The 24,640-nt window shown below is 61.4% G+C and carries 25 protein-coding genes; 7 read left to right on the top strand and 18 right to left on the bottom strand.

The window, feature by feature from the left end:
* Positions 1–15: 15 nt before the first annotated feature.
* Entirely contained in the window at positions 16–534 is a 519-nt protein-coding gene (locus AB1462_RS17330) for an acyloxyacyl hydrolase (protein WP_090409631.1), read from the top strand.
* Positions 535–609: 75 nt separating this feature from the next.
* Here the strand turns inward: AB1462_RS17330 and AB1462_RS17335 are convergent, their stop codons facing one another.
* From AB1462_RS17335 to AB1462_RS17390, 12 genes are all read right to left on the bottom strand, one after another.
* Entirely contained in the window at positions 610–915 is a 306-nt protein-coding gene (locus AB1462_RS17335) for a YkgJ family cysteine cluster protein (protein WP_027606879.1), read from the bottom strand.
* Between the two features lie 53 nt (positions 916–968).
* On the bottom strand, positions 969–1,457 hold the full coding sequence (locus AB1462_RS17340) for a DUF2878 domain-containing protein (RefSeq protein ID WP_367247455.1): 489 nt from the start codon (positions 1,455–1,457) through the stop codon (positions 969–971).
* Positions 1,450–2,721: a cyclopropane-fatty-acyl-phospholipid synthase family protein gene (locus tag AB1462_RS17345; RefSeq protein ID WP_090409627.1), complete on the bottom strand. Its 1,272-nt coding sequence runs from the start codon at positions 2,719–2,721 to the stop codon at positions 1,450–1,452. The genes AB1462_RS17340 and AB1462_RS17345 overlap by 8 nt, the downstream gene beginning before the upstream one ends.
* Complete coding sequence (locus AB1462_RS17350) at positions 2,708–3,517, bottom strand: DUF1365 domain-containing protein (protein WP_367247457.1); 810 nt, start codon at positions 3,515–3,517, stop codon at positions 2,708–2,710. The genes AB1462_RS17345 and AB1462_RS17350 overlap by 14 nt, the downstream gene beginning before the upstream one ends.
* The gene (locus AB1462_RS17355; RefSeq protein ID WP_367247458.1) at positions 3,514–4,761 is read right to left on the bottom strand and encodes an NAD(P)/FAD-dependent oxidoreductase; all 1,248 of its coding nucleotides are present in this window, start codon (positions 4,759–4,761) and stop codon (positions 3,514–3,516) included. The genes AB1462_RS17350 and AB1462_RS17355 overlap by 4 nt, the downstream gene beginning before the upstream one ends.
* Positions 4,758–5,540, bottom strand: coding sequence for an SDR family NAD(P)-dependent oxidoreductase (locus AB1462_RS17360; protein WP_367247460.1), 783 nt, complete (start codon positions 5,538–5,540; stop codon positions 4,758–4,760). The genes AB1462_RS17355 and AB1462_RS17360 overlap by 4 nt, the downstream gene beginning before the upstream one ends.
* Positions 5,537–5,959, bottom strand: a complete 423-nt coding sequence (locus tag AB1462_RS17365) for a nuclear transport factor 2 family protein (protein WP_090409620.1) — start codon at positions 5,957–5,959, stop codon at positions 5,537–5,539. Before AB1462_RS17365 ends, AB1462_RS17360 begins: the two co-directional genes overlap by 4 nt.
* Entirely contained in the window at positions 5,952–7,394 is a 1,443-nt protein-coding gene (gene phrB, locus AB1462_RS17370) for a deoxyribodipyrimidine photo-lyase (RefSeq protein ID WP_367247462.1), read from the bottom strand. The genes AB1462_RS17365 and phrB overlap by 8 nt, the downstream gene beginning before the upstream one ends.
* On the bottom strand, positions 7,395–8,324 hold the full coding sequence (locus AB1462_RS17375) for a MerR family transcriptional regulator (RefSeq protein ID WP_367247464.1): 930 nt from the start codon (positions 8,322–8,324) through the stop codon (positions 7,395–7,397).
* 15 nt (positions 8,325–8,339) lie between these two features.
* Complete coding sequence (locus AB1462_RS17380; protein ID WP_090409614.1) at positions 8,340–9,305, bottom strand: DUF523 and DUF1722 domain-containing protein; 966 nt, start codon at positions 9,303–9,305, stop codon at positions 8,340–8,342.
* A 112-nt stretch (positions 9,306–9,417) separates the two neighbouring features.
* Positions 9,418–9,633, bottom strand: a complete 216-nt coding sequence (locus AB1462_RS17385) for a TIGR02450 family Trp-rich protein (protein WP_090409612.1) — start codon at positions 9,631–9,633, stop codon at positions 9,418–9,420.
* Positions 9,630–10,616: an NAD(P)/FAD-dependent oxidoreductase gene (locus AB1462_RS17390; RefSeq protein ID WP_090409610.1), complete on the bottom strand. Its 987-nt coding sequence runs from the start codon at positions 10,614–10,616 to the stop codon at positions 9,630–9,632. Before AB1462_RS17390 ends, AB1462_RS17385 begins: the two co-directional genes overlap by 4 nt.
* Before the next feature lie 212 nt (positions 10,617–10,828).
* Here AB1462_RS17390 and AB1462_RS17395 point away from each other — a divergent pair, with 212 nt between their 5' ends.
* Positions 10,829–11,728, top strand: coding sequence for a TIGR01777 family oxidoreductase (locus AB1462_RS17395; protein WP_367247466.1), 900 nt, complete (start codon positions 10,829–10,831; stop codon positions 11,726–11,728).
* A 15-nt stretch (positions 11,729–11,743) separates the two neighbouring features.
* Positions 11,744–12,769, top strand: coding sequence for a ferrochelatase (gene hemH / locus AB1462_RS17400; protein WP_259192567.1), 1,026 nt, complete (start codon positions 11,744–11,746; stop codon positions 12,767–12,769).
* A gap of 117 nt (positions 12,770–12,886) precedes the next feature.
* Here the strand turns inward: hemH and AB1462_RS17405 are convergent, their stop codons facing one another.
* Complete coding sequence (locus AB1462_RS17405; RefSeq protein ID WP_367247468.1) at positions 12,887–14,983, bottom strand: TonB-dependent siderophore receptor; 2,097 nt, start codon at positions 14,981–14,983, stop codon at positions 12,887–12,889.
* A 112-nt stretch (positions 14,984–15,095) separates the two neighbouring features.
* Complete coding sequence (gene algW / locus AB1462_RS17410) at positions 15,096–16,250, bottom strand: Do family serine endopeptidase AlgW (RefSeq protein ID WP_090409601.1); 1,155 nt, start codon at positions 16,248–16,250, stop codon at positions 15,096–15,098.
* Between the two features lie 102 nt (positions 16,251–16,352).
* Here algW and AB1462_RS17415 point away from each other — a divergent pair, with 102 nt between their 5' ends.
* From AB1462_RS17415 to cysN, 3 genes are all read left to right on the top strand, one after another.
* Positions 16,353–17,111: a Nif3-like dinuclear metal center hexameric protein gene (locus tag AB1462_RS17415; RefSeq protein ID WP_074843669.1), complete on the top strand. Its 759-nt coding sequence runs from the start codon at positions 16,353–16,355 to the stop codon at positions 17,109–17,111.
* Positions 17,112–17,247: 136 nt separating this feature from the next.
* Positions 17,248–18,165, top strand: coding sequence for a sulfate adenylyltransferase subunit CysD (gene cysD / locus AB1462_RS17420; protein ID WP_017137614.1), 918 nt, complete (start codon positions 17,248–17,250; stop codon positions 18,163–18,165).
* A gap of 9 nt (positions 18,166–18,174) precedes the next feature.
* Positions 18,175–20,073: a sulfate adenylyltransferase subunit CysN gene (gene cysN / locus AB1462_RS17425; RefSeq protein WP_090409599.1), complete on the top strand. Its 1,899-nt coding sequence runs from the start codon at positions 18,175–18,177 to the stop codon at positions 20,071–20,073.
* A gap of 114 nt (positions 20,074–20,187) precedes the next feature.
* On the opposite strand, the gene AB1462_RS17430 is transcribed toward cysN, so the two are convergent.
* The 3 genes from AB1462_RS17430 to AB1462_RS17440 form a co-directional block, all read right to left on the bottom strand.
* A complete protein-coding gene (locus AB1462_RS17430; RefSeq protein ID WP_090409597.1) occupies positions 20,188–21,087 on the bottom strand; it encodes an acyltransferase in 900 nt (299 codons plus the stop codon).
* Positions 21,088–23,187: a phosphate acetyltransferase gene (gene pta / locus AB1462_RS17435; RefSeq protein ID WP_065924069.1), complete on the bottom strand. Its 2,100-nt coding sequence runs from the start codon at positions 23,185–23,187 to the stop codon at positions 21,088–21,090.
* Positions 23,188–23,266: 79 nt separating this feature from the next.
* Positions 23,267–23,557: a DUF3565 domain-containing protein gene (locus AB1462_RS17440; RefSeq protein WP_315337482.1), complete on the bottom strand. Its 291-nt coding sequence runs from the start codon at positions 23,555–23,557 to the stop codon at positions 23,267–23,269.
* Between AB1462_RS17440 and AB1462_RS17445 the strand changes: the two genes are divergently transcribed.
* Positions 23,556–24,041 carry a peptidylprolyl isomerase gene (locus AB1462_RS17445; protein WP_090409593.1) on the top strand — a complete coding sequence of 162 codons (486 nt, stop codon included), beginning with the start codon at positions 23,556–23,558 and terminating at the stop codon, positions 24,039–24,041. The genes AB1462_RS17440 and AB1462_RS17445 overlap by 2 nt on opposite strands.
* 177 nt (positions 24,042–24,218) lie before the next feature.
* Here the strand turns inward: AB1462_RS17445 and rpsT are convergent, their stop codons facing one another.
* Positions 24,219–24,497, bottom strand: a complete 279-nt coding sequence (gene rpsT, locus AB1462_RS17450) for a 30S ribosomal protein S20 (RefSeq protein WP_003188401.1) — start codon at positions 24,495–24,497, stop codon at positions 24,219–24,221.
* Positions 24,498–24,640 lie beyond the last annotated feature (143 nt).

A 24,640-nucleotide genomic window follows, 5' to 3' on the forward strand; every position in this document is an offset into this window, starting at 1 on the left:
AAAGGACTGTTTCTTATGAAGCGCTTGTTCTGTTTAGCCGCGATTGCGGCTGTAGTGGTGGGACACTCTGTTTCGACCCAGGCCGCAGGCCTGGAATTTGGGGTGGGCAGTACCAGCGATTCGACGTTGACCTATCGACTGGGCTTGACCTCGGATTGGGACAAAAGCTGGATGCAGAGCGACGTCGGTCGCCTGACCGGCTACTGGAGCGGCGCCTACACCTATTGGGACGGTGATGAGCGTGCAGGTGCCAGCAGCCTGTCGTTCTCGCCGGTATTTGTGTATGAGTTTGCCGGCCAGTCGGTCAAGCCCTACATCGAAGCCGGGATCGGCGTGGCGGTGTTTTCCCGTACCAAGCTGGAAGACAACAACATCGGCCAGGCTTTCCAGTTCGAAGACCGCCTGGGTTTCGGCCTGCGCTTCACCGGTGGGCATGAAGTGGGCATTCGCGCCACGCACTACTCCAATGCCGGGATCAGCAGCAGTAACGACGGTGTAGAAAGCTACTCGCTGCACTACACCATGCCGCTGTAATTCCCAGGAACGCTGCAGAACAATGTGGGAGTGGGCAAGCCCCCTCCCACATTTTGATCGTCATCAGTCTTTAGATCAGCGGTAGGCCGTGGCGATTCCTTCGCGTTCGGTCAGGCACTCCGGTGCGCCCATCTCGAACTCCCGGCAAATCAGCGGCCGACGCTCGTAGATCGTGCACATCATCGTGTCGCGATCCAGCGCCGCGCACCAGCCGTCGTCCAGGCGCAGCATCACTTCACCGCCCCAATCGTCAGTGTCGATATAGCGCTCCGGCACGCCGGTGTCGGTGATCAGCATCACTTCCAGCTGGCAGCAGCAGGCCGCGCAGGTCGAGCAGGTGACGGCGGGTTCGGTGATTTGAATGTGGGGGATGTTGGTCATGGGCGGCAGCTTCAAGCTTTAAGCTGCAAGCTGCAAGTAGAAGCCGACCAGCTTCATCTTTTGCCGGTCGCGGCGCGTGCCAGGAGTGAGAACACTACGATCCAGAGAACGGCCAGCCCGGCCATTGTCGGGCCCAGGCCATAGCCAAACTGTACGCCGGCCAATTGGCTGCCAGCGTAATAGGACAACGGCCCACCCACCGCGCCCAGTAGTGCGGCGCGCCACCAGGGCCGGGCGCTCCAGGCCAAGCAATGGCGCAAAGTAGTCGCCAGCAGCCCCCACAGCAGCATCAGCCAGAACGGAATCAATGGCCCCGGTTCGCTGAACTGGAAAACCCCTGCGGCGCGCAACAGCGTGTCCAACGCCGTGCCCGCCAGTATTACGCTGATGATCAGCGCGCCGTCCTGGGCCCACGAACTTATCCACAGCAGGTGGATTGCCAGCACCGCCAGCCCCACCAGCAACCAGGGGCTATCGCCACCGAGTACGCAGGCAAACCACCCGCACTGGAACAGTATGGCGTTGGCCAGTGGTTTAAGCACTGAAGCGCCCGAGCAACGGAGGGTTGATGGCCGACGGTTTGGCCAGCAGCAATTGCGCAGTGCCAATGGTGCGCTCCATAAAGCCACCCTCGCAGTAGCACAGGTAAAACTCCCACAGCCGCAGGAAATATTCGTCGTAGCCCAACTCCGTCAGGCGGCCGTGGGCGTGGCGAAAGTTCTCGTGCCACAGGCGCAAGGTTCGCGCGTAGTGCAGGCCGAAATCCTCCATGTGCAACAGGTTCATGTCGGTGTCGCGGCTGACGATGTGCAGCATGTTCTGCACACTCGGCAGGGCGCCGCCGGGGAAGATATAGCGCTGGATAAAGTCGACGCTGTTCTTCGCCTGCTCAAAGCGTTGCTCACGGATGGTGATGGCTTGCAGCAACATCAGGCCATCGCGCTTGAGCAGGTGCGCGCACTGTTTGAAGTAGGTCGGCAGGAAGCGATGGCCCACCGCTTCGATCATCTCGATGGACACCAGCTTGTCGTACTCGCCGGTCAGGTCGCGGTAGTCCTGCAGCAACAACGTGACCTGGTCTTGCAAGCCCAGGGCCGCGATGCGTTTTTCGGTGTAGGCGAACTGCTCTTTGGACAAGGTCGTGGTGGTGACCTTGCAGCCGTAATGCTGCGCGGCATACAGGGCCATGCTGCCCCAGCCGGTGCCGATCTCCAGCAAGTGGTCGGTAGGTTTGAGCGCGAGCTTCTGGCAGATGCGTTCCAGTTTGTTCAGTTGCGCCTGTTCCAGGGTGTCGTCGGGCGTCAGGAACTGCGCGGCCGAATACATCATGGTCGGGTCGAGGAATTCTTCGAACAGGTCATTGCCGAGGTCGTAGTGGGCGGCGATGTTTTTCTGCGAGCCCTTGCGCGTGTTGCGGTTGAGCCAGTGCAGGCCTTGGGTGAACGGCCGCGCCAAGCTCGCCAGGCCACCCTCCATTGCGTCGAGCACATCCAGGTTACTCACCATCACCCGCACCACCGCCGTCAGGTCCGGGCTGGTCCAATAACCGTGGATAAAGGCTTCGCCCGCGCCGATGGAACCGTTGGCCGCCACCAGGCCCCAGACCGCCGAATCGACAATCTGGATTTCCCCCAGCAAGTGCGCTTCCCGTGCGCCGAATACCTGGCGCTCGCCGTCCTCGATCACGACCAACTGGCCATGGCGCAGTTGGCTGAGTTGGCGCAGCACACCCTTGCGCAGCAGCGCACTGGTCATGCCGTTGACGTTCAGGCGGTTGGTCTTGACCGATAAGCTAGGGGATTTCATGGCGACGATCCTTGGTATACCCGACAGCTGTGCGAGAGGCGCCGTCGGCGGCCTGATGGGGAAAAATCGGTGTGCGCTTGAGCAACAGGCGCAGGGCCTGCCAATAAATGGCCAGGCAGGTCTTGGCGGTCATCCACGGAAAGCGCCACAGGTAACGGTGCAGGCTGGCGCGGTTCAGCGTTTCTTTGTGCAGGCTCAAGGTGGCGTCGAAGACTTTCACGTCGCCCTGCCAATCGGCCATGTGCACGCCGAGCTTGGCGGCGGGCGGGCTGAAACTCATGCGGTATTCCAGGTCGCGCGGCAAAAACGGCGACACGTGAAACGCCTTGGCCACGGCGAAGTGCTGGTGCTCATCCGGGCCGAGGGCCTGGGCCGGCAGCACGTAGTGATAGCGCTCGCGCCATGGGGTGTTGGTCACTTCGCACAGGATCGCGGCCAGTTGCCCATCGGCCTCGAAGCAGTAGAAGAAACTCACTGGGTTAAAAGCCAGGCCCCAACTGCGGGCCTGGGTCAGCAGGCAGATAACGCCCAGGGGTGTATGCCCCAGGGCCTTGCCGACTTCCTGGCGCACGGCATCGGTCAAGCTCATGCCGTGGCGCGTGAATTCACGCAGGTAGTCCTGCTGGCGAAAACCGAAGGGTGCCAGGCGACTCGCGCCGGCCAGGGGCGAGAGCCCGAGCACTTCGTCTTGTTCGCTGAGGTCCAGGTACAGCAGGCCGATGCGGTAGCGAAAGGCGTGGGCCTTGGGTGCAAACCGTCGATGGGCGATCCAGCCGCTGTACAGGGCGCTGTTCACAGGCTTTCCCCAAAGGCTTCGGCCACGCGCAGGGCGCTGACGACACCATCTTCATGGAAACCGTTGGCCCAATAGGCACCGCAATACCAGGTATGTCGGGTGCCGCTCAGTTCCTCCCAACGCGCTTGCGCGGCCACGGCGGCCAGGCTGTATTGCGGGTGGGCGTAGGTGTAGCGCGCGAGGATCTTCAGCGGGTTGATCATCGGCGTCTGGTTGAGGCTGACGCAGAAAGTGGTGGCACTGTCGATGCCTTGCAGGATGTTCATGTCATAGGTGACAGCGGCCTGGGTCTGCGCGTCGCCGCTGAGCCGGTAGTTCCAACTGGCCCAGGCCAGTTCGCGGTCGGGCAGCAGGCGTGTGTCGGTGTGCAGCACCACGTCGTTGTCGGCATAGGGCAGGGCGCCGAGGATCTCCTGTTCGGCCTGGCTCGGGTCGCCGAGCAAGGCGAGTGCCTGGTCGCTGTGGCAGGCGAACACCACCTTGTCGAAAGCTTCGGTGCCGGCGGCGCTGTGAATGATCACGCCCTCTGCGTCGCGCTCGACCAGGTGCACGGGGCAGTCGAGGCGGATGTGCTCACGAAAGCTGCGGGTCAGCGGTTCGATATAACGGCTGGAACCGCCCTCGATCACGCACCACTGCGGCCGGTTGTTCACCGAGAGCAAGCCGTGGTTCTTGAAGAAGCGCACAAAGAATTGCAGCGGAAAGTTCAGCATGTCCGCCAGGGACATCGACCAGATCGCCGCGCCCATCGGTACGATGTAATGCCGGATAAATCGCGGCCCGTAACCGCCGGCTTCGAGGTAGTCACCCAAGGTCATCTCGGCGCTGATGCGCTGCTCTTGCAGGTCCAGCGGTGCCTGGCGATTGAAGCGCAGGATGTCACGCAGCATGCCCCAGAAGCCCGGCGACAGAATATTGCGGCGCTGGGCAAACAGGCTGTTGAGGTTGTTGCCGTTGTACTCGAAGCCGCTGCTCTGGTCGCACACCGAAAAGCTCATTTCGGTGGGTTTGAAGGTGACGCCGATCTGCCCCAGCAGGCGAATGAAGTTGGGGTAGGTCCAGTCGTTGAACACGATGAAGCCAGTGTCCACCGCATAGGGTTTGCCCTCGACGGTGACGTTGACCGTGTGGGTATGCCCGCCGATACGGTCGCCCGCCTCGAACAGCGTGATGTCGTGACGGCGGCTGAGCAGGTAGGCGCTGGTCAGCCCGGCGATGCCGCTGCCGATAATGGCGATCTTCACAGGTCGTCCTTCTTCGGTGGCGGGCTGCGCAACATGCGTTTGCCGATGATCAATTGCGCGCGGTTCGGCAGTTTCGACAGCGGCCACAGCGTGGCGATAAACAGCGCCGGGAAGGCGATCTCCAGCGGGCGTTTTTCCAGCTTGGCGAAGATATGCCGCGCGGCCTTGTCGGCCGGCCAGCTCAGGGGCATCGGGAAGTCATTGCGTTCGGTGAGCGGGGTGTCGACGAAGCCCGGGCTGATCACCGTGACATCGATGTTCTCGGGCGACAGGCTGATGCGCAGGGATTCGAACAGGTAGCGCAGCCCGGCCTTGGACGCGCCATACGCTTCGGCCCGTGGCATCGGCAGGTAGGTCACGGCGCTGGCGACGCCCACCAGGTGTGGCGTGCGCCCGGCGCGCAACAACGGCAGCGCCGCTTCAATGCAGTAACTGCTGGCCAGCAGATTGGTGCGCACCACGTGTTCGATAATCGAGGAATCGAATTGCTTGGCGTCGACATATTCACAGGTGCCGGCGTTGAGGATGACGGTGTCGACCGAACCCCAGGCTGCGCCGATGTGTTCACCGATCTCGCGCACTGTCTGGCTATTGGTCAGGTCGCCGGCCACCACCAGCACCTGGCCGGGGTACCGTTGGGCGAGCGCTTGCAGCGGGCCTTTGCTGCGCGAACTGAGGGCCACGTGGGCGCCGCTGTTGAGCAACTCCACGGCCAATGCGGCACCGATGCCACTGCTGGCACCGGTCAGCCAATAACGACGGGGCGGCAGTGCGTTCATCCCACTCTCCTTTTCAACCAACTGACGACCCCACCCAGCACGGGAAGGTGTTCGTACAACAGGGCGCCGGCATCGAAGTAATCGCGGTGGCGGTACACCTTGTCATGCCACATCAAATGCGAGCAGCCCTCCACGCGGATAACCTTGCCTTTGCCCAGGCGCGGGTGGCAGAAACTCATTTTCCAGCGCAGGTAACCTTCGCCCTCGGCCACCTGGTCGAAACCGTGGAAGTCGAAGCGCAGCTGGCTGACGTTGCTGTACAGCTCGGCGAAATACGTGTGCAGCGCAGTCAGGCCATGGATTTCATGCAGTGGGTCGGTGAACGCGATGTCCTTGCTGTAGAGGCTGTCGAGCAGCTGCAGGTTGTGCTTGTCCAGCGAGGCAAAGGTCTGGGCAAAGCGGCGCAGGAAGTCACTCATGTTCGGCGACCTCCTGGCGTGAAGGCAGGTTGCGAAAGGCCGCCAGGGCGCGTTCGCGGGATTTTTTCAGGTCGACAATCGAGCGCGGGTAATCCGCCACGCCAAACAAACTGCCAAGCGCTTGCGGGTTGTGCACTTCCTTCTTGTTCAGCGTGGCCAGTTCCGGCAGCCAGTGCTTGATAAATACGCCTTCGCTGTCGAATTTTTCCGACTGGCTCAGCGGGCTGAAAATCCGGAAATACGGCGCCGAATCGGTGCCGGTGGATGAACTCCATTGCCAGCCGCCGTTGTTGGCCGCGAGGTCGCCGTCGATCAGGTGACGCATGAAGAAGCGCTCGCCTTCGCGCCAGTCAATCAACAGGTTCTTGGTCAGGAACATCGCCACCACCATGCGCAGGCGGTTATGCATCCAGCCGGTTTCCAGCAGTTGGCGCATCGCGGCATCAATGATCGGCAGGCCGGTTCGGGCTTGCTGCCAGGCGGCGAGATCCCTGGGCGCATCACGCCAGGCCAGGGCTTCGGTCTCGGGACGGAAAGCGCGGTGACGGGAGACCCGTGGGTAGCCGACCATAATGTGTTTGTAGAACTCACGCCACAGCAGTTCGTTGATCCACGTGATAGCGCCGATGTCGCCGCTTTCGAACTCGCCCTGGTTGGTTTGCAGTGCGGCGTGCAGGCATTGGCGCGGCGAAACCACGCCGGCGGCCAGGTAGGCGGAGAGCTGGCTGGTGCCAGGCTTGGCCGGAAAGTCGCGTTCGTCTTTGTAGTAGCTGATCTGCTGGTCGGCGAAGGCATCAAGGCGGCGGCGGGCTTCGTCTTCGCCGGCGGGCCAGAGGGCGCGCAGGGTCTCGCTGGGTGGTTCGAAGCCTTCGACCTGTTCGGGAATCGGATCGCGCTTGAGCGTGAGCGGGGCTTGGGCCTTGGGCCTTGCGACCAGGCGCGGCAAGGCGCTGTGCAGGCGCGCGTAGCAGACCTTGCGGAACTGGCTGAACACCTGGAAGTAGGTACCGGTCTTGGTCAGCACGCTGCCCGGTTGGAAAAACAGTTGGTCCAGGTAGCGGTGGAACGTCACGCCGTCGGCTTCCAATACCTGGGCGACGGCGGTATCGCGACGGCTTTCGTTGATGCCGTATTCCTCGTTGACGTGCACCGACTCCACGGACAGTTCCCGGCACAATTGGCTCAACACGGCGGGGGCTTGGTCCCAGGTGGCGGCGTGGCGGATCAGCAAGGGAATGTTCAGTGCGCCCAGGGCCTGACTCAAGTGCTGCAGGTTGCGCAGCCAGAAATCCACTTTGCACGGCGCATCGTCGTGGGCCAGCCATTGCTCCGGCGTGATCAGGTACACGGCCGCCACCGGGCCGCGCTGGCAGGCGGCGGCCAGGGCGGTGTTGTCGTGAAGGCGCAAGTCGGTGCGCAGCCAGATCAAGTGCATTTAAATAAGTCCACGTTGGATCAGTAGTTGGTGGGCCGACAACGGGTCTTCGGCCACGAACAATTGCGCAATGTCTTGGGTTAATACGGCCAGCTCGGCCTGGTGGATGCATACCGTCGGTCCGACGATCAGTTTTGCGCAACCGACCCCGACCAGCAGCTTGGTAAGTGCCGGCAATTGCAGGGCCTTGCTCGAGTACAGGAGCACGGCGCGCGGTTGCAGGTGTTCCGCCGCCAGGGCCAACTCGCCGGCGGGCAGCGGCCAGTCGAAGACTTCCACCGGGCAATCGGCACTGCTGGCCAGCCAGGCGCTGAGCCACAGGTGCGGCTCCAGGGGCAGGTCGGAGTGGTTGACCAGCAACAACGGCGCGCCGTGCAACTGACGATTATTGTGGTAGATACGTGCACCGAACTTGCTGCGTAGCCAGGACAGGAAAAACACCCGCTCCATCTGTGCGCCAAACTGGCCTTGCCAGCGTTGCTCCAACTCCTGCAGCAACGGCAGCAGCAGCTGCTCACACAGGGTGCGCGGCGGGTACAGTGCCATGGCCTGGTTGAATACATCGTCCACCCGGCGTTCGGCCAGCTCGCTGACGGCCTGTACCAGGTTCTGGCGCAAGGCTTGCCACTCGTTCTCTACCGCGTCGGGAAGGGCTTGGGCAGAATCGAGCAGGCCTTTGACCTGGCTGACCGGTACGCCGCGATTGAGCCAGGTGAGGATGGTGTGGATACGTTGTACATGCTCGGCGCTGAACAGCCGATGACCCTTGGGCGTGCGCTGGGGCACGATCAGGCCATAACGGCGTTCCCAGGCGCGCAGGGTCACGGCGTTGACGCCGGTCTGGCGCGCCACTTCACGAATCGGCAGCCAGCCGTCTTCGAGGGCTTGGGCGATGTCTGCGCCGGATTCGTCTTGCAAGACAGCGGTCATGACGCTTTTCATGGTTTAGATCGCATTACGCAGGCTGAGATTTTCCGGGTGCGGCTGCAAGTAGGCCTGCTGCGCGATGTAGCGATCCGGGTGTTGGCGAAAGTGATGCTTGAGCAGGGTCAACGGCACTACCAGCGGCACGATGCCCTGCTGGTACTGGCCGATGACCGTCTGCATTTCCTGTTTGTCATCGGCGCTGATGGCCTGCTTGAGATAGCCACTGATGTGTTGCAGCACGTTGGTGTGGGTGCCGCGGGTGGCGCACTTTTTCAGGCCGGTCATCAGGTCGCTGAAATAGCAGGCGGCCAACTCGTCGAGATTGACATCCTTGGCCATGCTGCCGAGGCGGTGGCCCAGGCTCTTGTAATGCATCAGGCTGTGGGCCATCAGCAAATACTTGTAGCGCGAGTGAAAAGCCAGCAAGCGGTGGCGGGTCAGGCCCTCGGCCAACAGTTGCTGCCAACTGGCGTAGACGAAGACGCGGGTCAGGAAGTTTTCCCGCAGTACCGGGTCATTCAGGCGGCCATCTTCTTCAACCGGCAGGTTCGGGTGACGCGCGCAGAACGCCTGGGCGTAGATGCCACGCCCGCCGCCATCCACCGGCGCTCCGTTTTCACGGTAGACCTTGACGCGTTCCAGGCCACAGGACGGCGACTTCTGCATGAAAATGTAGCCACACAGGTCGGTGTGCTCGGCGGCCATTTTGCGACCGTATGCATCCAGTGGCGCGGTGACATTCAGCTCGCGGTGCACGGTGCCAACGGCCTGGGGCTGTTCGGCGTCGCCCACCAGGCGAATGGTTTCACGGGGAATACCCAGGCCGATCGCCACTTCCGGGCACAGCGGCACGAAGTCGAAATACTCGGCGAGTACCTCGCTGCATAGCTGGGATTGCTTGTGACCGCCATTGAAGCGCACGTTCTCGCCCAGCAGGCAGGCGCTGATGCCAATCTTCGGCTTGATGGGCGGTGTGGTGGGCATGGCCAAACCTCTGCAAGATTCCTGTACAAGATCTAAAATCTGTACAACTAAGTCTCATCATAGGTTTGATGCTGTACAAGTCAAATGTTTTGTATAGGTATTCGCGAGTAGGCTATTTCCAGCCGATTTGCCAATCCTCGGCATTTTGCAGGGTTTGCCAGGCCAGGCGTTCAGCGCGCCTGGTCATCACGGCTTGCAACTCGATCTCCAGCAGAGTGCCTTCCTCGTCACGAAACAGCTCGGTCACCAGGAAGTGTTTTTCTTTATTGCGGGGCCGGGCTGCCGTCCACTTCGACAGCAGCAATTTGGCGGGGTTGATGCGGTTCATTGCAGGTGCTCGATCAACCGTCGCGCGGCTTCCTGGCCACTGAGCCATGCCCCTTCCACCCGGCCCGAGAGGCACCAGTCGCCGCACACGTAAAGGCCCAGGTCGGCGTCGGCCAGCACACCGAATTCATGGGCGCTGGAGGGGCGTGCGTAGAGCCAGCGGTGCGCCAGGCTGAAGGACGGTGCGGGCATGGCGCTGTGCAGCAATTCGGCGAAGGCGCCGTGCAGGTGTTCGATCACCGCTTCCTTGGACAGGTCCAGGTGGGCCTTGCTCCAGGTGCTGGTGGCGTGCAGCACCCAGGTGTCGAGGGTGTTGTCGCGCCCGGGTTTGCTGCGGTTGCGCGCCAGCCAGTCGAGCGGGCTGTCTTGCACGAAGCAGCCTTCCATTGGCGTATCCAGGGGCTTGTCGAAGGCCAGGGCAATGGCCCAGGTCGGGTCCATCTTCACGCCGGCGGCAGCACTCGCCAATTTGGGCGCTGCCGCCAGCAGCGCAGTGGCCTGGGGGGCAGGCGTGGCGACGATCACATGGCTGAACGGGCCGTGATTGCCGCCGTCGGCATCCAGCAGGTTCCAGTGTTGCTTGCCTTGGAACACTTCGGTGATGCGGCAACCGAACTCCACCGGCAGGTCGTCGAGCAGTGCGCGGGTGATTGCGCTCATGCGTGGCGTGCCGACCCAGCGGATTTGTTCATCGGGGGAGGGCGTGAGCTGGCCGGACTTGAAGTTGTACAGCTGCGGCTTCCATTGCTCGGCCCAGCCGTTGTTTTGCCAGCGCTGCACTTCGTTGACGAAGCGTCGGTCGCGGGCGGTGAAGTATTGAGCGCCCATGTCCAAGGCGCCAGCATCGCTGCGCTTACTGGACATGCGGCCGCCGCTGCCGCGGCTTTTATCGAAGAGTTGTACAACGTGCCCGGCGTCTTGTAACGCTCGGGCGGCGGAGAGACCGGCGATGCCGGTGCCGATGATCGCGATGGGGACAGTCATGGGAGGCCTCGTTTTACCGTTGGGTACAGACTACGCCGACACCAATAGCTGTACAATATTGTTTTTTGGTATAAGTTTTGGCGTACCTGATCGCTTGGCGTGGCCTATGGTTAACCATGAGGCTTAAACAAAAGTCACGCCCGATTACAAATTGATCCCTGCTTATAAAATAGACTAGTGATCGGCGGCGAACGTTACATGAGGAGCGTCCCATGCATATTTTGCTGACCGGCGGTACCGGACTGATCGGTCGCCAACTCTGCCAACACTGGATTGCCGAGGGTCATCGCCTGACGGTGTGGAGTCGCCATCCTGAAGACGTCGCCCGGTTGTGCGGTGCCACGGTGCAGGGTGTTGGCCGTCTGGAGGACGTGACCGACGCGGTGGACGCGGTGGTCAACCTGGCTGGCGCGCCGATCGCTGACCGTCCCTGGACCCACAAACGCAAGGCGTTGTTGTGGAGCAGCCGCATCGGCTTGACCGAAACCCTGTTGGCCTGGCTCGACGGCCTGGCGCAAAAACCGGCGGTGCTGGTTTCCGGTTCGGCGGTGGGTTGGTACGGCGACGGTGGCGAGCGCGAACTGACCGAGGCCAGTGGCCCGGTACAGGACGATTTCCCCAGCCAACTCTGCATCGCCTGGGAAGAAACCGCCCAGCGCGCCGAAGCGATGGGCATTCGCGTGGTGCTGGTGCGTACGGGGTTGGTGCTGGCGGCCGAGGGCGGCTTTTTGTCGCGCCTGTTGCTGCCGTTCAAACTCGGGCTGGGCGGGCCTATCGGCAAGGGGCGGCAGTGGATGCCGTGGGTGCATATCAAGGATCAAATCGCCCTGATTGATTTTCTTCTGCACAAGGATGACGCCAGCGGTCCTTATAATGCCTGCGCGCCGCACCCGGTGCGTAACCGCGAGTTCGCCAAGACATTGGGCCAAATGCTGCACCGCCCGGCGTTCATGCCGATGCCGGCCTTTGCATTGAAGGTGGGTTTGGGCGAGTTATCGGGGCTGTTGCTGGGCGGGCAGAAGGCGATCCCCGAACACTTGATGGCCGCCGGTTTCATTTTCCAGTTCACTGAGTTGCATGCGGCTTTGGATGACTTGTCCAGCCGCCTCTAAGAGATAGGATGTTGCATGACGGATCACGCGTTGTTACTGGTCAACTTGGGTTCACCGGCCTCCACTTCGGTGGCCGATGTGCGCAGCTACCTCAATCAGTTCCTGATGGACCCTTATGTAATCGACCTGCCGTGGCCGGTGCGGCGCTTGCTGGTGTCGTTGATCCTGATCAAGCGCCCTGAGCAATCTGCGCATGCCTACGCCTCTATATGGTGGGACGAGGGTTCGCCGCTGGTGGTGCTCAGTCGTCGCCTGCAACAGCAGATGACCGCGCAGTGGACCCAGGGGCCCGTGGAGTTGGCGATGCGTTATGGCGAGCCTTCCCTGGAAACGACGCTCACGCGGTTGGCCGCCCAAGGTATTCAGAAAGTGACTCTGGCGCCCCTGTACCCGCAGTTTGCCGACAGCACCGTGACCACGGTGATTGAAGAAGCCAAGCGGGTAGTGCGCGAGAAAAAGCTCAACGTACAGTTCTCGATCCTGCAGCCGTTCTACGACCAGGCGGAATACCTCGACGCGTTGGCAGCCAGCGCCCGACCTTATATAGATGCGCATTACGATCACTTGCTGCTGAGTTTCCACGGCTTGCCCGAGCGCCATCTGAAAAAGCTCGACCCTACGGGCGCGCATTGTTTCAAGGATGCGGACTGTTGCAAGAACGCCTCGCCTGAGGTGCTCGCTACCTGCTACCGCGCGCAATGCTTCAGCGTCGCCCGGGATTTCGCCGCGCGCCTGGGCTTGCCCGACGACAAATGGTCAGTGGCGTTCCAATCGCGCCTGGGCCGCGCGAAGTGGATCGAACCCTACACCGAGGCACGCCTGGACGCGCTGGCCCGGCAAGGGGTGAAAAAGCTGCTGGTGATGTGCCCGGCGTTTGTTGCCGATTGCATCGAGACCCTGGAAGAGATCGGTGATCGTGGTCGGGAGCAATTCCGCGAGGCGGGCGGTGAGGAGCTGGTGCTGGTGCCGTGTTTGAATGACGATCCACAGTGGGCAGCGGCGCTCAATACTCTCTGCGAAAGAGCACCGCTGTCACTGTAGGAGCGAGGGGGACGCCTAGTTCTTGCTCGCGAAGGTCGTTAACGATAACGCAGTGCATCTGGGGTAACGCGGCGCTCTCAGGTGCTTCGCGAGCAAGCTCGCTCCTACAAGGGAGGATTAGAGGTTGAGAGTCAGGCTGACGGTGAGATTGCGCGGTTCGCCGGGATTGACCCAGTAATTGCTGTAGGACCGCTCGTAGTACTTTTCATCGAACAGGTTGTTGAGGTTCAGGCCCACGGTGACGTTCTGCGTGGCCTTGTAATGGGCCAGCAAGTCGACGGTGTGATAGGCGGGCAGTTCAAAGCGGCTGCCCGCTTCACCCGAGCGATCCCCTACATAGGTGAACGCCGCGCCCAGGTCTGAACCGCGTAACGCACCTTCCTGGAATTCATACACCCCCAACAGACTGCCGCTGCGCTTGGCCACGCCGAGAATGCGGCTGCCCGCCGGAATGGCTTTATCACCCTTGGTCACTTCGGCATCGATGTAGGCAAAAGCGCCGATTATCCGTACGGCATCCGTTAGCTGTCCTGTCAGTTGCAGGTCGAAGCCCTGGCTGCGTGCCTTGCCCATGGCGCGGTTGGTATTGGTGGCCGGGTCCAGGGCCAGCACGTTTTCCTTTTCGATATGGAAGGCGGCGAGGGTGGCGCTGAGTCGGTCGTCGAACAGCTCGCTCTTGATCCCCACCTCATAGCCCACGCCTTCTTCGGGCTTGAAGGTTTTACCGGTGGCGTCCAGGCCGCTGTTGGGCTTGAACGAGGTGGAGGCGTTGGCGAACACCCCTACCTCAGGTGTCAGTTGGTAGAGCAGGCCAGCGCGCTGGGTGAGTGCGTCGTGGGTTTGCCGACTCTTGGCGTGGTTGCGGGTGAAGTCGTCGGTGCTTTGTTCGAAGTGCTCGAGGCGCGCGCCGACCATGCCGCGCAGGCGGTCGGTGAAGATGATCTGGTCTTGCAGGTTCAGCGCCTGGCTTTTGGTCTGTTCGAAGAAGTCGGTGCCGGAGCTTGCGCCATTGGGTTTGGGCTGGCCGTATACCGGGTTGTAGAGGTCGATGGCGTAGGGGCTGCCGGCAATGGCGGTGACGCGTTCTTTCTTGCGGTAATCCTCGTACTCGGTGCCGACCAGCAGTTCGTGCTGCCAACTGCCAATGTCGAACAGACCGCGCAGTTCCAACTGGGTGATGCTGTCGTGCCAACCCATGGAGCGTTCGCGGTAACGGCGGTCGAGGGTGTGGCCGTCGGCGTTCAGTGCGCGGTTTTCCGAGGCGTCGCCCCACAGGCTGCCCTGTTTGTAATGGCTGGCCAGGCGCAGTTTCCAGGCGTCGTTGAGGTGATGCTCAAGGGTGGCCTGGATGCGGTTGTTGTGGTTATCAATATCACCGTCGTTGGGCTCGCCGAGGAAGGTGGCGCGCGATACGCCTGGGGCGTCGACGATGCCCCGGTCGAAGGTGGAGCTGTGGCGTACGAATTCGCTTTCCACCAGCAGGCGGGTGTCCGGGTCCAGCTGCCAGCTGAAGGAGGGCGCGACAAATACGCGCTTGCTCTCGACGTGGTCGCGGAAGCTGTTGTTGTCCTCCACCGCCAGGTTGACCCGTGACAGCAGGTTGCCCTCACTGTCCAGCGGCGTATTGACGTCGACGGCAGTGCGATAACGGTCCCAACTGCCGGCGCTGGTTTGCAGGGTGGTGAAGGCTTCAGGCTGAGGCTTTTTGGTGACGATATTCACGGTGCCGCCGGGATCGCCACGGCCGTAAAGGCTGGCGGCCGGGCCTTTGAGCACTTCGATGCGTTCGATATTGGCCGCGTCCGGCGTGCTCGGGTAGCCCCGGTTGGCGCTGAAGCCGTCCTGGTAGAACTCCGACGTGGTGAAGCCGCGCACGCTGTATTCGTAGAGCGTGAGGCCGCCAAAGTTGTTCTGCTTGGACACGCCGCCGGCAAACTCCAGGGCGCGTTCCACGTTGGTGCTGCCCAGGTCCGTGAGTACCGAGGCAGGAATCACGCTGATGGACTGTGGGATGTCGCGCAGGGCGGTGTCGGTTTTGGTCGCACTGGCAGAGCGCATGGCGCGGTAGCCTTTGACCGGGCCGGTGGCCGATTCATAGGCGTCGGTGGTGACGCTGATGGCGTCCAGCTCAACGGTGTTGTCTTCGGCAAAGGCGGGGTCCAGCAGCAAACCCAAGGCCAGGCCAGCCAAGGGGGCAAACTTTCGAGACGGCATGATAGAGCGTTCCAATAACGATATTGAAACAATATAACATGTCTAATGAGAATGAATTTGCTTTGAAATATGAGCTTACAGGTACCCGCAAACGGGTACCTGGCGAGGTGGTTTATTCTTCTTCCTTGACCGGTGCAGGCGGTGGACGCAGGCCGATTTCCGCCAGCAGCTTGATCTCTTTACCGTTGCGCATCACCTGGATCGCCACCTTGTCGGTCGGCTTGATCCGCGCCACTTGGTTCATCGATTTGCGACCATCACCGGCCGGTTCGCCGTTGATGCTGAGGATCACATCCCCCAATTGCAGGCCGGCTTTCTGCGCCGGGCCATCGCGGAAGATCCCGGCGACCACGATGCCAGGGCGCCCGGTCAGGCCAAACGATTCGGCCAGTTCCTTGGTCAACGGCTGTACTTCAATCCCCAGCCAGCCGCGAATGACCTGGCCGTGCTCGATGATCGACTTCATCACTTCCATCGCCAGCTTCACCGGGATCGCAAAACCGATGCCCTGGGAACCGCCGGACTTGGAGAAAATCGCCGTGTTGATACCGGTCAGGTTGCCATTGGCATCCACCAGCGCACCGCCGGAGTTGCCCGGGTTGATCGCCGCGTCGGTCTGGATGAAGTCTTCGTAGCTGTTAAGCCCCAGCTGGTTACGCCCGGTCGCGCTGATGATGCCCATGGTCACCGTCTGGCCCACCCCGAACGGGTTGCCGATGGCCAGTGCCACATCACCCACCCGCAGCCCATCGGAGCGGCCGAGGGTGATGGACGGCAGGTTTTTCAAATCGATCTTCAGTACCGCGAGGTCGGTTTCCGGGTCGCTGCCCACCACACGGGCCAGGGTCTCGCGGCCATCGCGCAGGGCCACCACAATCTGGTCGGCGCCGGTGGTCACGTGGTTATTGGTGAGGATGTAGCCTTCGGGGCTCATGATCACCCCGGAACCCAGGCTGGACTCCATGCGGCGCTGCTTGGGCCCGTTGTCACCGAAATAGCGGCGGAACTGCGGGTCTTCAAACAACGGGTGCGCCGGCTTGTTGATGACCTTGGTGGTGTACAGGTTGACCACGGCCGGAGCGGCGATGACCACCGCGTCCGCGTAAGTCACCGGGCCTTGCACCACCGCGCTGGTCTGCGGCGCCTGTTGCAGGTTGACATCAAGGCTGGGTAAGCCCACCAACTGGGGATAACGCTGAATAATCAGCATCGCGATCAGCACGCCAGCCAGCAATGGCCATCCAAAAAAACGCAGTGCCTTGAGCATCAAGTAAGTCCTGACAGGTTGCAGGGGGCGGGAGAGCGCCCATAATGTCGCGCATTATACGAGGCTGCGAGCGCCTCGGAACGGGATATTTAGGAGTCTTTTATGGCCGTCCCCCTTACCACCCTCGTCGAGGAAGCGGACCGCTACCTTGGCAGCGCAAAAATTGCCGATTATTGCCCCAATGGCCTGCAGGTCGAGGGGCGGCCGCAAGTGATGCGCATCGTCAGCGGCGTTACCGCAAGCCTTGCCCTGCTGGACGCGGCCGTCGAAGCCCAGGCCGATTTGATCCTGGTGCACCATGGTTATTTCTGGAAAGGCGAAAATCCCTGCATCACTGGCATGAAGCAACGCCGCCTGAAAACCCTGCTCAAACACGACATCAGCCTGCTGGCCTACCACCTGCCACTGGACCTGCACCCTGACGTTGGCAATAACGTGCAACTCGCCCGCCAGTTGGACATCACCGTCGAAGGTCCGCTGGACCCGAGCAACCCCAGGATCGTCGGCCTGGTTGGCTCGCTCGCCGAACCGCTGTCACCCCGCGACTTCGCCCGCCGCGTACAGGACGTGATGGGCCGCGAGCCGCTGCTGATCGAAGGCAGCCAGATGATCCGCCGCGTCGGCTGGTGCACCGGCGGTGGCCAGGGTTACATCGACAACGCCATCGCCGCCGGTGTCGACTTGTTCCTGAGTGGCGAAGCTTCCGAGCAAACCTTCCACAGCGCGCGCGAAAACGACATCAGCTTTATCGCCGCCGGCCACCACGCCACCGAGCGCTACGGCGTACAGGCGCTGGGCGATTACCTGGCGCGGCGCTTTGCCCTGGAGCATCTGTTCATCGATTGCCCCAACCCGATTTGACTGCCAAACCTTGGGGCATATTGATATACCGTTTCGATCTAGCTGGCGCCCTGAATAGAAGCAGGTGCTGTGCTAGCATGCCCCGCTCGAACACGGCCCGCTGGCCGTCCATAAGATCGTTTTTCCGTGAGTAGCCATGGTCGACAAACTGACGCATCTGAAACAGCTGGAGGCGGAAAGCATCCACATCATCCGCGAGGTCGCCGCCGAGTTCGATAACCCGGTGATGCTCTACTCGATCGGTAAAGACTCCGCCGTGATGCTGCACCTGGCGCGCAAGGCCTTCTTCCCGGGCAAGCTGCCGTTCCCGGTGATGCACGTCGACACCCGCTGGAAATTCCAGGAGATGTACAAGTTCCGCGACAAGATGGTCGAAGAACTGGGCCTGGACCTGATCACTCACGTCAACCCGGACGGTGTGGCGCAGGGCATCAACCCGTTCACCCACGGCAGCGCCAAGCACACCGACATCATGAAGACCGAAGGCCTCAAGCAGGCCTTGGACAAGCATGGTTTCGACGCTGCCTTCGGCGGTGCCCGTCGCGATGAAGAGAAATCCCGTGCCAAAGAGCGCGTGTACTCGTTCCGCGACAGCAAGCACCGCTGGGACCCGAAGAACCAGCGCCCGGAGCTGTGGAACGTCTACAACGGCAACGTCAACAAGGGTGAGTCGATCCGTGTGTTCCCGCTGTCCAACTGGACCGAGCTGGACATCTGGCAGTACATCTACCTGGAAGGCATCCCGATCGTACCGCTGTACTTCGCCGCCGAACGCGATGTCATCGAGAAGAACGGCACGTTGATCATGATCGACGACGACCGCATCCTCGAGCACCTGTCCGACGAAGACAAAGCCCGAATCGTCAAAAAGAAAGTACGTTTCCGTACCCTTGGTTGCTACCCGTTGACGGGCGCGGTGGAGTCCGAAGCCGAGACGCTGACGGACATCATTCAGGAAATGCTCCTGACGCGAACTTCCGAGCGCCAGGGCCGTGTCATCGACCACGATGGTGCAGGCTCGATGGAAGATAAAAAACGTCAAGGCTATTTCTAAGGGGCTGTCATGTCGCATCAATCTGATTTGATCAGCGAGGACATCCTCGCCTACCTGGGCCAGCACGAGCGCAAGGAAATGTTGCGCTTCCTGACCTGCGGCAACGTCGACGACGGCAAGAGCACCCTGATCGGGCGCCTGCTGCACGACTCCAAGATGATCTACGAAGATCACCTGGAAGCCATCACCCGCGATTCGAAGAAGTCCGGCACCACTGGTGACGACATCGACCTGGCGTTGCTGGTCGACGGCCTGCAGGCCGAGCGTGAGCAGGGCATCACCATCGATGTCGCCTACCGCTACTTCTCCACCGCCAAGCGCAAATTCATCATCGCCGACACCCCCGGCCATGAGCAGTACACCCGCAACATGGCCACCGGTGCCTCCACCTGTGACCTGGCGATCATCCTGATCGACGCCCGCTACGGCGTGCAGACCCAGACCCGTCGCCATAGCTATATCGCCTCGTTGCTGGGCATCAAGCACATCGTGATCGCCGTCAACAAGATGGACATCAATGGCTTTGACCAAAGCGTGTTCGAGTCGATCAAGGCGGATTACCTGAAGTTCGCCGAGGGCATCGCCTTCAAGCCGAGCACCATGGCATTCGTGCCGATGTCGGCGCTCAAGGGCGACAACGTGGTGAACAAGAGCGAGCACTCGCCCTGGTACACCGGCCAGTCGCTGATGGAGATCCTCGAGACCGTCGAGATCGCCAACGACCGCAACTACACCGACCTGCGCTTCCCGGTGCAGTACGTCAACCGTCCGAACCTGAACTTCCGTGGGTTTGCCGGCACCCTGGCCAGCGGCATCGTGCACAAGGGCGATGAAGTCGTGGTGCTGCCGTCGGGCAAGAGCAGCCGCGTCAAATCCATCGTCACCTTCGAGGGTGAGCTGGAGCACGCCGGCCCAGGCCAGGCCGTGACCCTGACCATGGAAGACGAGATCGACATCTCCCGTGGCGACCTGTTGGTGCATGCCGACAACGTGCCGCAAGTGACCGACGCCTTCGACGCCATGCTGGTGTGGATGGCCGAAGAGCCGATGCTGCCGGGCAAGAAATACGACATCAAGCGCGCCACCAGCTATGTGCCGGGTTCCATCACCAGCATCGTGCACCGTGTGGACGTGAACACCCTGGCCGAAGGCCCGGCGAGTTCGCTGCAGTTGAACGAGATCGGCCGGGTCAAGGTCAGCCTCGACGCCGCCATCGCGTTGGATGGCTATGACAGCAACCGCACCACCGGTGCGTTTATCGTCATCGACCGCTTGACCAACGGCACCGTGGGCGCCGGCATGATCATCGCACCGCCGGTCACTCACGGCAGTGCGGCCCATCACGGCAAGTTGGCCCATGTCGCCACCGAAGAGCGCGCCCAGCGTTTCGGCCAGCAACCGGCCACTGTGTTGTTCAGCGGCCTGTCGGGCGCGGGCAAGAGCACCTTGGCCTATGCGGTCGAGCGCAAGCTGTTCGACATGGGGCGTGCGGTGTTTGTGCTGGATGGCCAGAACCTGCGTCACGACCTGAATAAAGGGTTGCCCCAGGACCGTGCCGGGCGTACCGAGAACTGGCGTCGTGCCGCTCACGTAGCGCGTCAGTTCAACGAAGCCGGCCTGCTGACCCTGGCCGCGTTCGTCGCTCCGGATGCCGAAGGCCGTGAACAGGCCAAGGCGCTGATTGGCAGCGACCGCCTGCTGACCGTGTACGTGCAGGCCTCGCCGCTGGTGTGTGCCGAGCGTGATCCGCAGGGCTTATACGCTGCCGGTGGGGACAACATCCCTGGCGAATCCTTCCCGTACGACGTGCCGTTGAATGCCGATCTGGTGATCGACACCCAGGCCCTGTCGCTGGAAGACAGCGTCAAGCAAGTGCTGGAACTGTTGCGTCAGCGCGGCGCGATCTAAACCTCGCGGCCACAAAAAAGCCCGCCCCCGAGTGATCGGTGGCGGGCTTTTTTACATCTTCAAGATCGGGCTCGGTCAAATGTGGGAGGGGGCTTGCCCCCTCCCACATTTTGGTCATCGTTTGCCTGGGAAGTCTGTGTGCAGCTTGTCCAGCAACGCATCCTTGGCTTCCCACAGTTGGTTAATCCACCCCTGGAACGCCAACCGATATTCCCCATCCTGTTCATAATTCTTACCGATAAACTCGGTCGGAATCTGCACCTCTTCAAACTGCACCACCACGTCCTGCACGTTCCCGCACAGCAAATCCCAATACCCTGGGCGTCCGCCAGGGTAGTGAATGGTCACGTTGACCAGTGATTTCAGCTGTTCCCCCATGGCGTCCAGCACAAACGCGATACCACCCGCCTTGGGCTTGAGCAGGTAGCGAAACGGCGACTTCTGCTGTGCGTGCTTGTCCGGCGTAAAGCGCGTGCCTTCGGCAAAGTTGAAAATCCCCACCGGATTGTCGCGAAACTTCGCACAGGTCTTGCGGGTGGTTTCCAAGTCTTTGCCTTTCTTCTCCGGGTGTTTTTCCAGGTAGGCCTTGGTGTAGCGCTTCATGAAGGGAAAGCCCAGCGCCCACCACGCCAAGCCAATCACCGGCACCCAGATCAACTCCTGCTTGAGGAAGAACTTCAGCGGGCGAATGCGTCGATTGAGCACGTATTGCAGGACCATGATGTCAACCCAGCTCTGGTGGTTGCTGGTCACCAGGTACGAATGCTGGTAGTCCAGGCCTTCAAGGCCTTTAAGGTGCCAACGGGTGCTGCGCACCAGGTTCATCCAACCCTTGTTGTTGGTGACCCAGGCTTCATGGGTGTGGTTCATCAGCCATTCGCTGAAGCGCTTGGCGAAGGGCAGGGCCTTGAACAGCGCCACGATGAACAGGAATGAGCACAGCAGGATCGTGTTCAGCGCCAGCAACAAGGACGCGATCACCCCGCGCACGGCGGCAGGTAGAAAATCCAGCATTTAGATATCCATAGGTCGGTTGGCGGCTTGGATCGCAGTCAGTGCGATGGTGTACACGATGTCGTCGACCTGGGCGCCGCGTGGCAGGTCGTTGACCGGTTTGCGCAGGCCTTGGAGCATCGGCCCCAGGCTGACGCAATCGGCACTGCGTTGCACGGCCTTGTGGGTGGTATTGCCGGTGTTCAGGTCCGGGAACACAAACACAGTGGCTTTGCCGGCGACCAGGCTGTCGGGGGCCAGTTGACGGGCGACGGTTTCGTTGGCGGCGGCGTCGTATTGCAACGGGCCGTCGATCAGCAGCGAGCTTTGCTGTTCGTGAGCGAGCAGGGTGGCTTCGCGGACTTTTTCCACTTCTTCACCGCTGGCTGAATCGCCACTGGAGTAGCTGATCATCGCCACGCGGGGGGTGATACCGAAGGCGGCGGCCGAGTCGGCGCTTTGCAAGGCGATTTCCGCCAGCTCGGCGGCGCTTGGGTGTGGGTTCATCACGCAGTCGCCGTAGACCAGCACCTGCTCGGGGAACAGCATGAAGAACACCGACGACACCAGGGTGCAGCCCGGCGCGGTCTTGATCAGCTGCAGGGCCGGGCGAATGGTGTTGGCGGTGGAGTGGATAACCCCGGAGACCAAGCCGTCCACTTCATCCAGTGCGAGCATCATGGTGGCGATCACCACGGTGTCTTCCAGTTGCTGCTCGGCCATCGGCGCATTCAGGCTCTTGCTCTTGCGCAGGGCGACCATGGGCTCCACGTAGCGCTGGCGAATCAGGTCCGGGTCGAGAATCTCCAGGCCCTCGGGTAATTCGATGCCTTGGGCGCGCGCGACGGCTTCCACGTCAGCCGGCTTGGCCAGCAGCACGCAGCGCGCGATACCCCGCGCCTGGCAGATGGCGGCGGCTTGCACGGTCAGCGGCTCACTGCCCTCGGGCAGCACAATGCGTTTGTTGGCGGCCTGGGCGCGTTGGATCAACTGGTAGCGGAACACCGCCGGCGACAGGCGCATCTCCCGTGGCGTGCCGCAGCGCTGGTGCAGCCAGCGCGCATCGAGGTGGCTGGCGACGAAATCGGTGATGATCTCCGCGCGCTCGCGGTCATCGATCGGGATTTCCTTGTTGAGGTTGTTGAGCAGGTTGGCGGTTTCGTAGGAACCGGTACTTACCGACAGCACCGGCAACCCGGCCTGGAACGCGCCGCGGCACAGATCCATGATGCGCGGGTCGGGCAGGGTATCGCTGGTCAGCAGCAGGCCGGCCAGGGGCACGCCGTTGATCGCGGCCAGGCTGACGGCGAGGATGATGTCGTCACGGTCGCCAGGGGTCACCACCAGCACGCCGGGCTTGAGCAGTTCCACGGTGTTACGCATGGTGCGGGCGCAGATGATGATCTTGGTCATGCGCCGGGTTTCGTAGTCGCCTGCGTTGAGGATCTGCGCGCCCATCAGGTCGGCCACGTCGCGGGTGCGAGGGGCGTTGAGTTCCGGCTGGTAAGGAATGCACCCGAGCAGGCGGAAATCGCCGCTGCGCAGCAAGGGCGAATGCTCCTTGAGGCGTGCCGAGAAGGCTTCCATGCTTTCGTCGGTGCGCACCTTGTTCAGGATCACACCGAGCACTTTCGGGTCTTTCGGCCCGCCGAACAGCTGGGCCTGCAGTTCCACGCGGCCGGAGAGTTCGGTGAGCACTTCGTTTTCCGGGGCCGAGACCAGGATCACTTCCGCATCCAGGCTCTTGGCCAGGTGCAGGTTGACCCGTGCCGCATAGCTGGCGCTGCGGGTCGGTACCATGCCTTCGACGATCAGCACGTCCTTGCCCACGGCGGCTTGCTGATAAAGGGTGATGATTTCTTCGAGCAGTTCGTCGAGCTGGCCGTCGCCGAGCATCCGCTCCACGTGAGCTAGGCCTAGGGGCTGTGGCGGCTTGAGGCCATGGGTGCGAGCCACCAGCTCGGTGGAACGCTCGGGGCCGGTATCGCCAGGATGTGGCTGGGCAATCGGCTTGAAAAAACCGACTTTCAGGCCGGCTCGCTCAAGGGTGCGCACCAGCCCAAGGCTGATGGAGGTCAGACCCACACCAAAATCGGTGGGCGCGATAAAAAAAGTCTGCATGCGAATTCTCTGGAGGTGCATGGCTTCGGTGGCGCTCTATGGTTGAGTGTCTACCGGGAATCAGGCGCCAAGGTTATCGTTATTCGGGCGCTTGCGCACACCAGCCGCAGGCAAAGGGCTGACCTATTTTTTCCAGGCGCTGCGCGGCGTCGAGTACCCAGGCGCGCGACTGCCACGGCGGCAGGTGGCGCAGGTGCTGGGTATGGCCGCAAGACAGCGCGGCAACCCAGTGACCCTCCTCGTCCTGGTGGAAACCGATGATCAAGGATGCCGTTGATCGGCCCCGTCCGTCCGGGTTCTGTTCGCTTTCGGGCAAATCCTTGTTTAGACTTGTCCGTTCTTCATTCTTATGCAAAAGGTCTCGCCCCATGACGATCGCCGCTAACAAGGCTGTCTCCATCGACTATACCCTGACCAACGACGCTGGTGAGGTCATCGACAGCTCAGCCGGCGGCGCGCCGCTGGTCTACCTGCAAGGCGCGGGTAACATCATCCCAGGCCTGGAAAAGGCTCTGGAAGGCAAGGCTGTCGGCGATGAGCTGAAAGTGTCCGTAGAACCTGAAGATGCCTACGGCGAATACTCCGCCGAGCTGGTCAGCACCCTGAGCCGCAGCATGTTCGAAGGTGTTGATGAGTTGGAAGTGGGCATGCAGTTCCACGCTTCCGCGCCGGACGGTCAAATGCAGATCGTCACCATCCGTGACCTGGACGGCGACGATGTCACCGTCGACGGCAACCACCCTCTGGCTGGCCAGCGCCTGAACTTCCAAGTGAAGATCGTTGCCATCCGCGACGCTTCCCAGGAAGAAGTGGCCCACGGTCATGTCCACGGTGAAGGCGGTCATCACCATTGATTGATGTTTTGATCAAGTGGTAGCAAAAACGCCCCGACTGGTTCGGGGCGTTTTTTTGGGTCTGAAAATGTGGGAGTAGTGGTGTTTTTCAGGCACAAACAAAAATGCCCCAGACCTTTCGGTATGGGGCATTTCTTAACTGTTTCGCAACCGGGGTTGCGTTGCAGTTGCTACCACTTAGGCTGCAGCAGGAACGCTCAGAGCCTTGATGTGGCCATTCAGGCGGCTCTTATGACGAGCGGCCTTGTTCTTGTGGATGATGCCTTTATCGGCCATACGGTCGATAACTGGCACAGCCAGAACGTAAGCTGCTTGAGCTTTTTCAGCGTCTTTGGTGTCGATGGCTTTAACTACATTCTTGATGTAGGTACGAACCATTGAACGCAGGCTGGCGTTGTGGCTGCGACGCTTCTCAGCCTGTTTTGCACGTTTTTTGGCGGAAGGTGTGTTGGCCACCGTCGAGCTCCTCGAAAGACTTTTTAGGAAATAGCAAACAAAATAGGCCGCGAATCATGCCGATGACTTGATGTGTTGTCAAGGCCGGCTGATGCGAACTGCTGAGTGGTCGATCTGAAGAGGCGGGTGATTTATTTCCGGCG

It is taken from the genome of Pseudomonas sp. SB113 (assembly GCF_040754745.1).
Lineage (GTDB): Bacteria > Pseudomonadota > Gammaproteobacteria > Pseudomonadales > Pseudomonadaceae > Aquipseudomonas > Aquipseudomonas grimontii.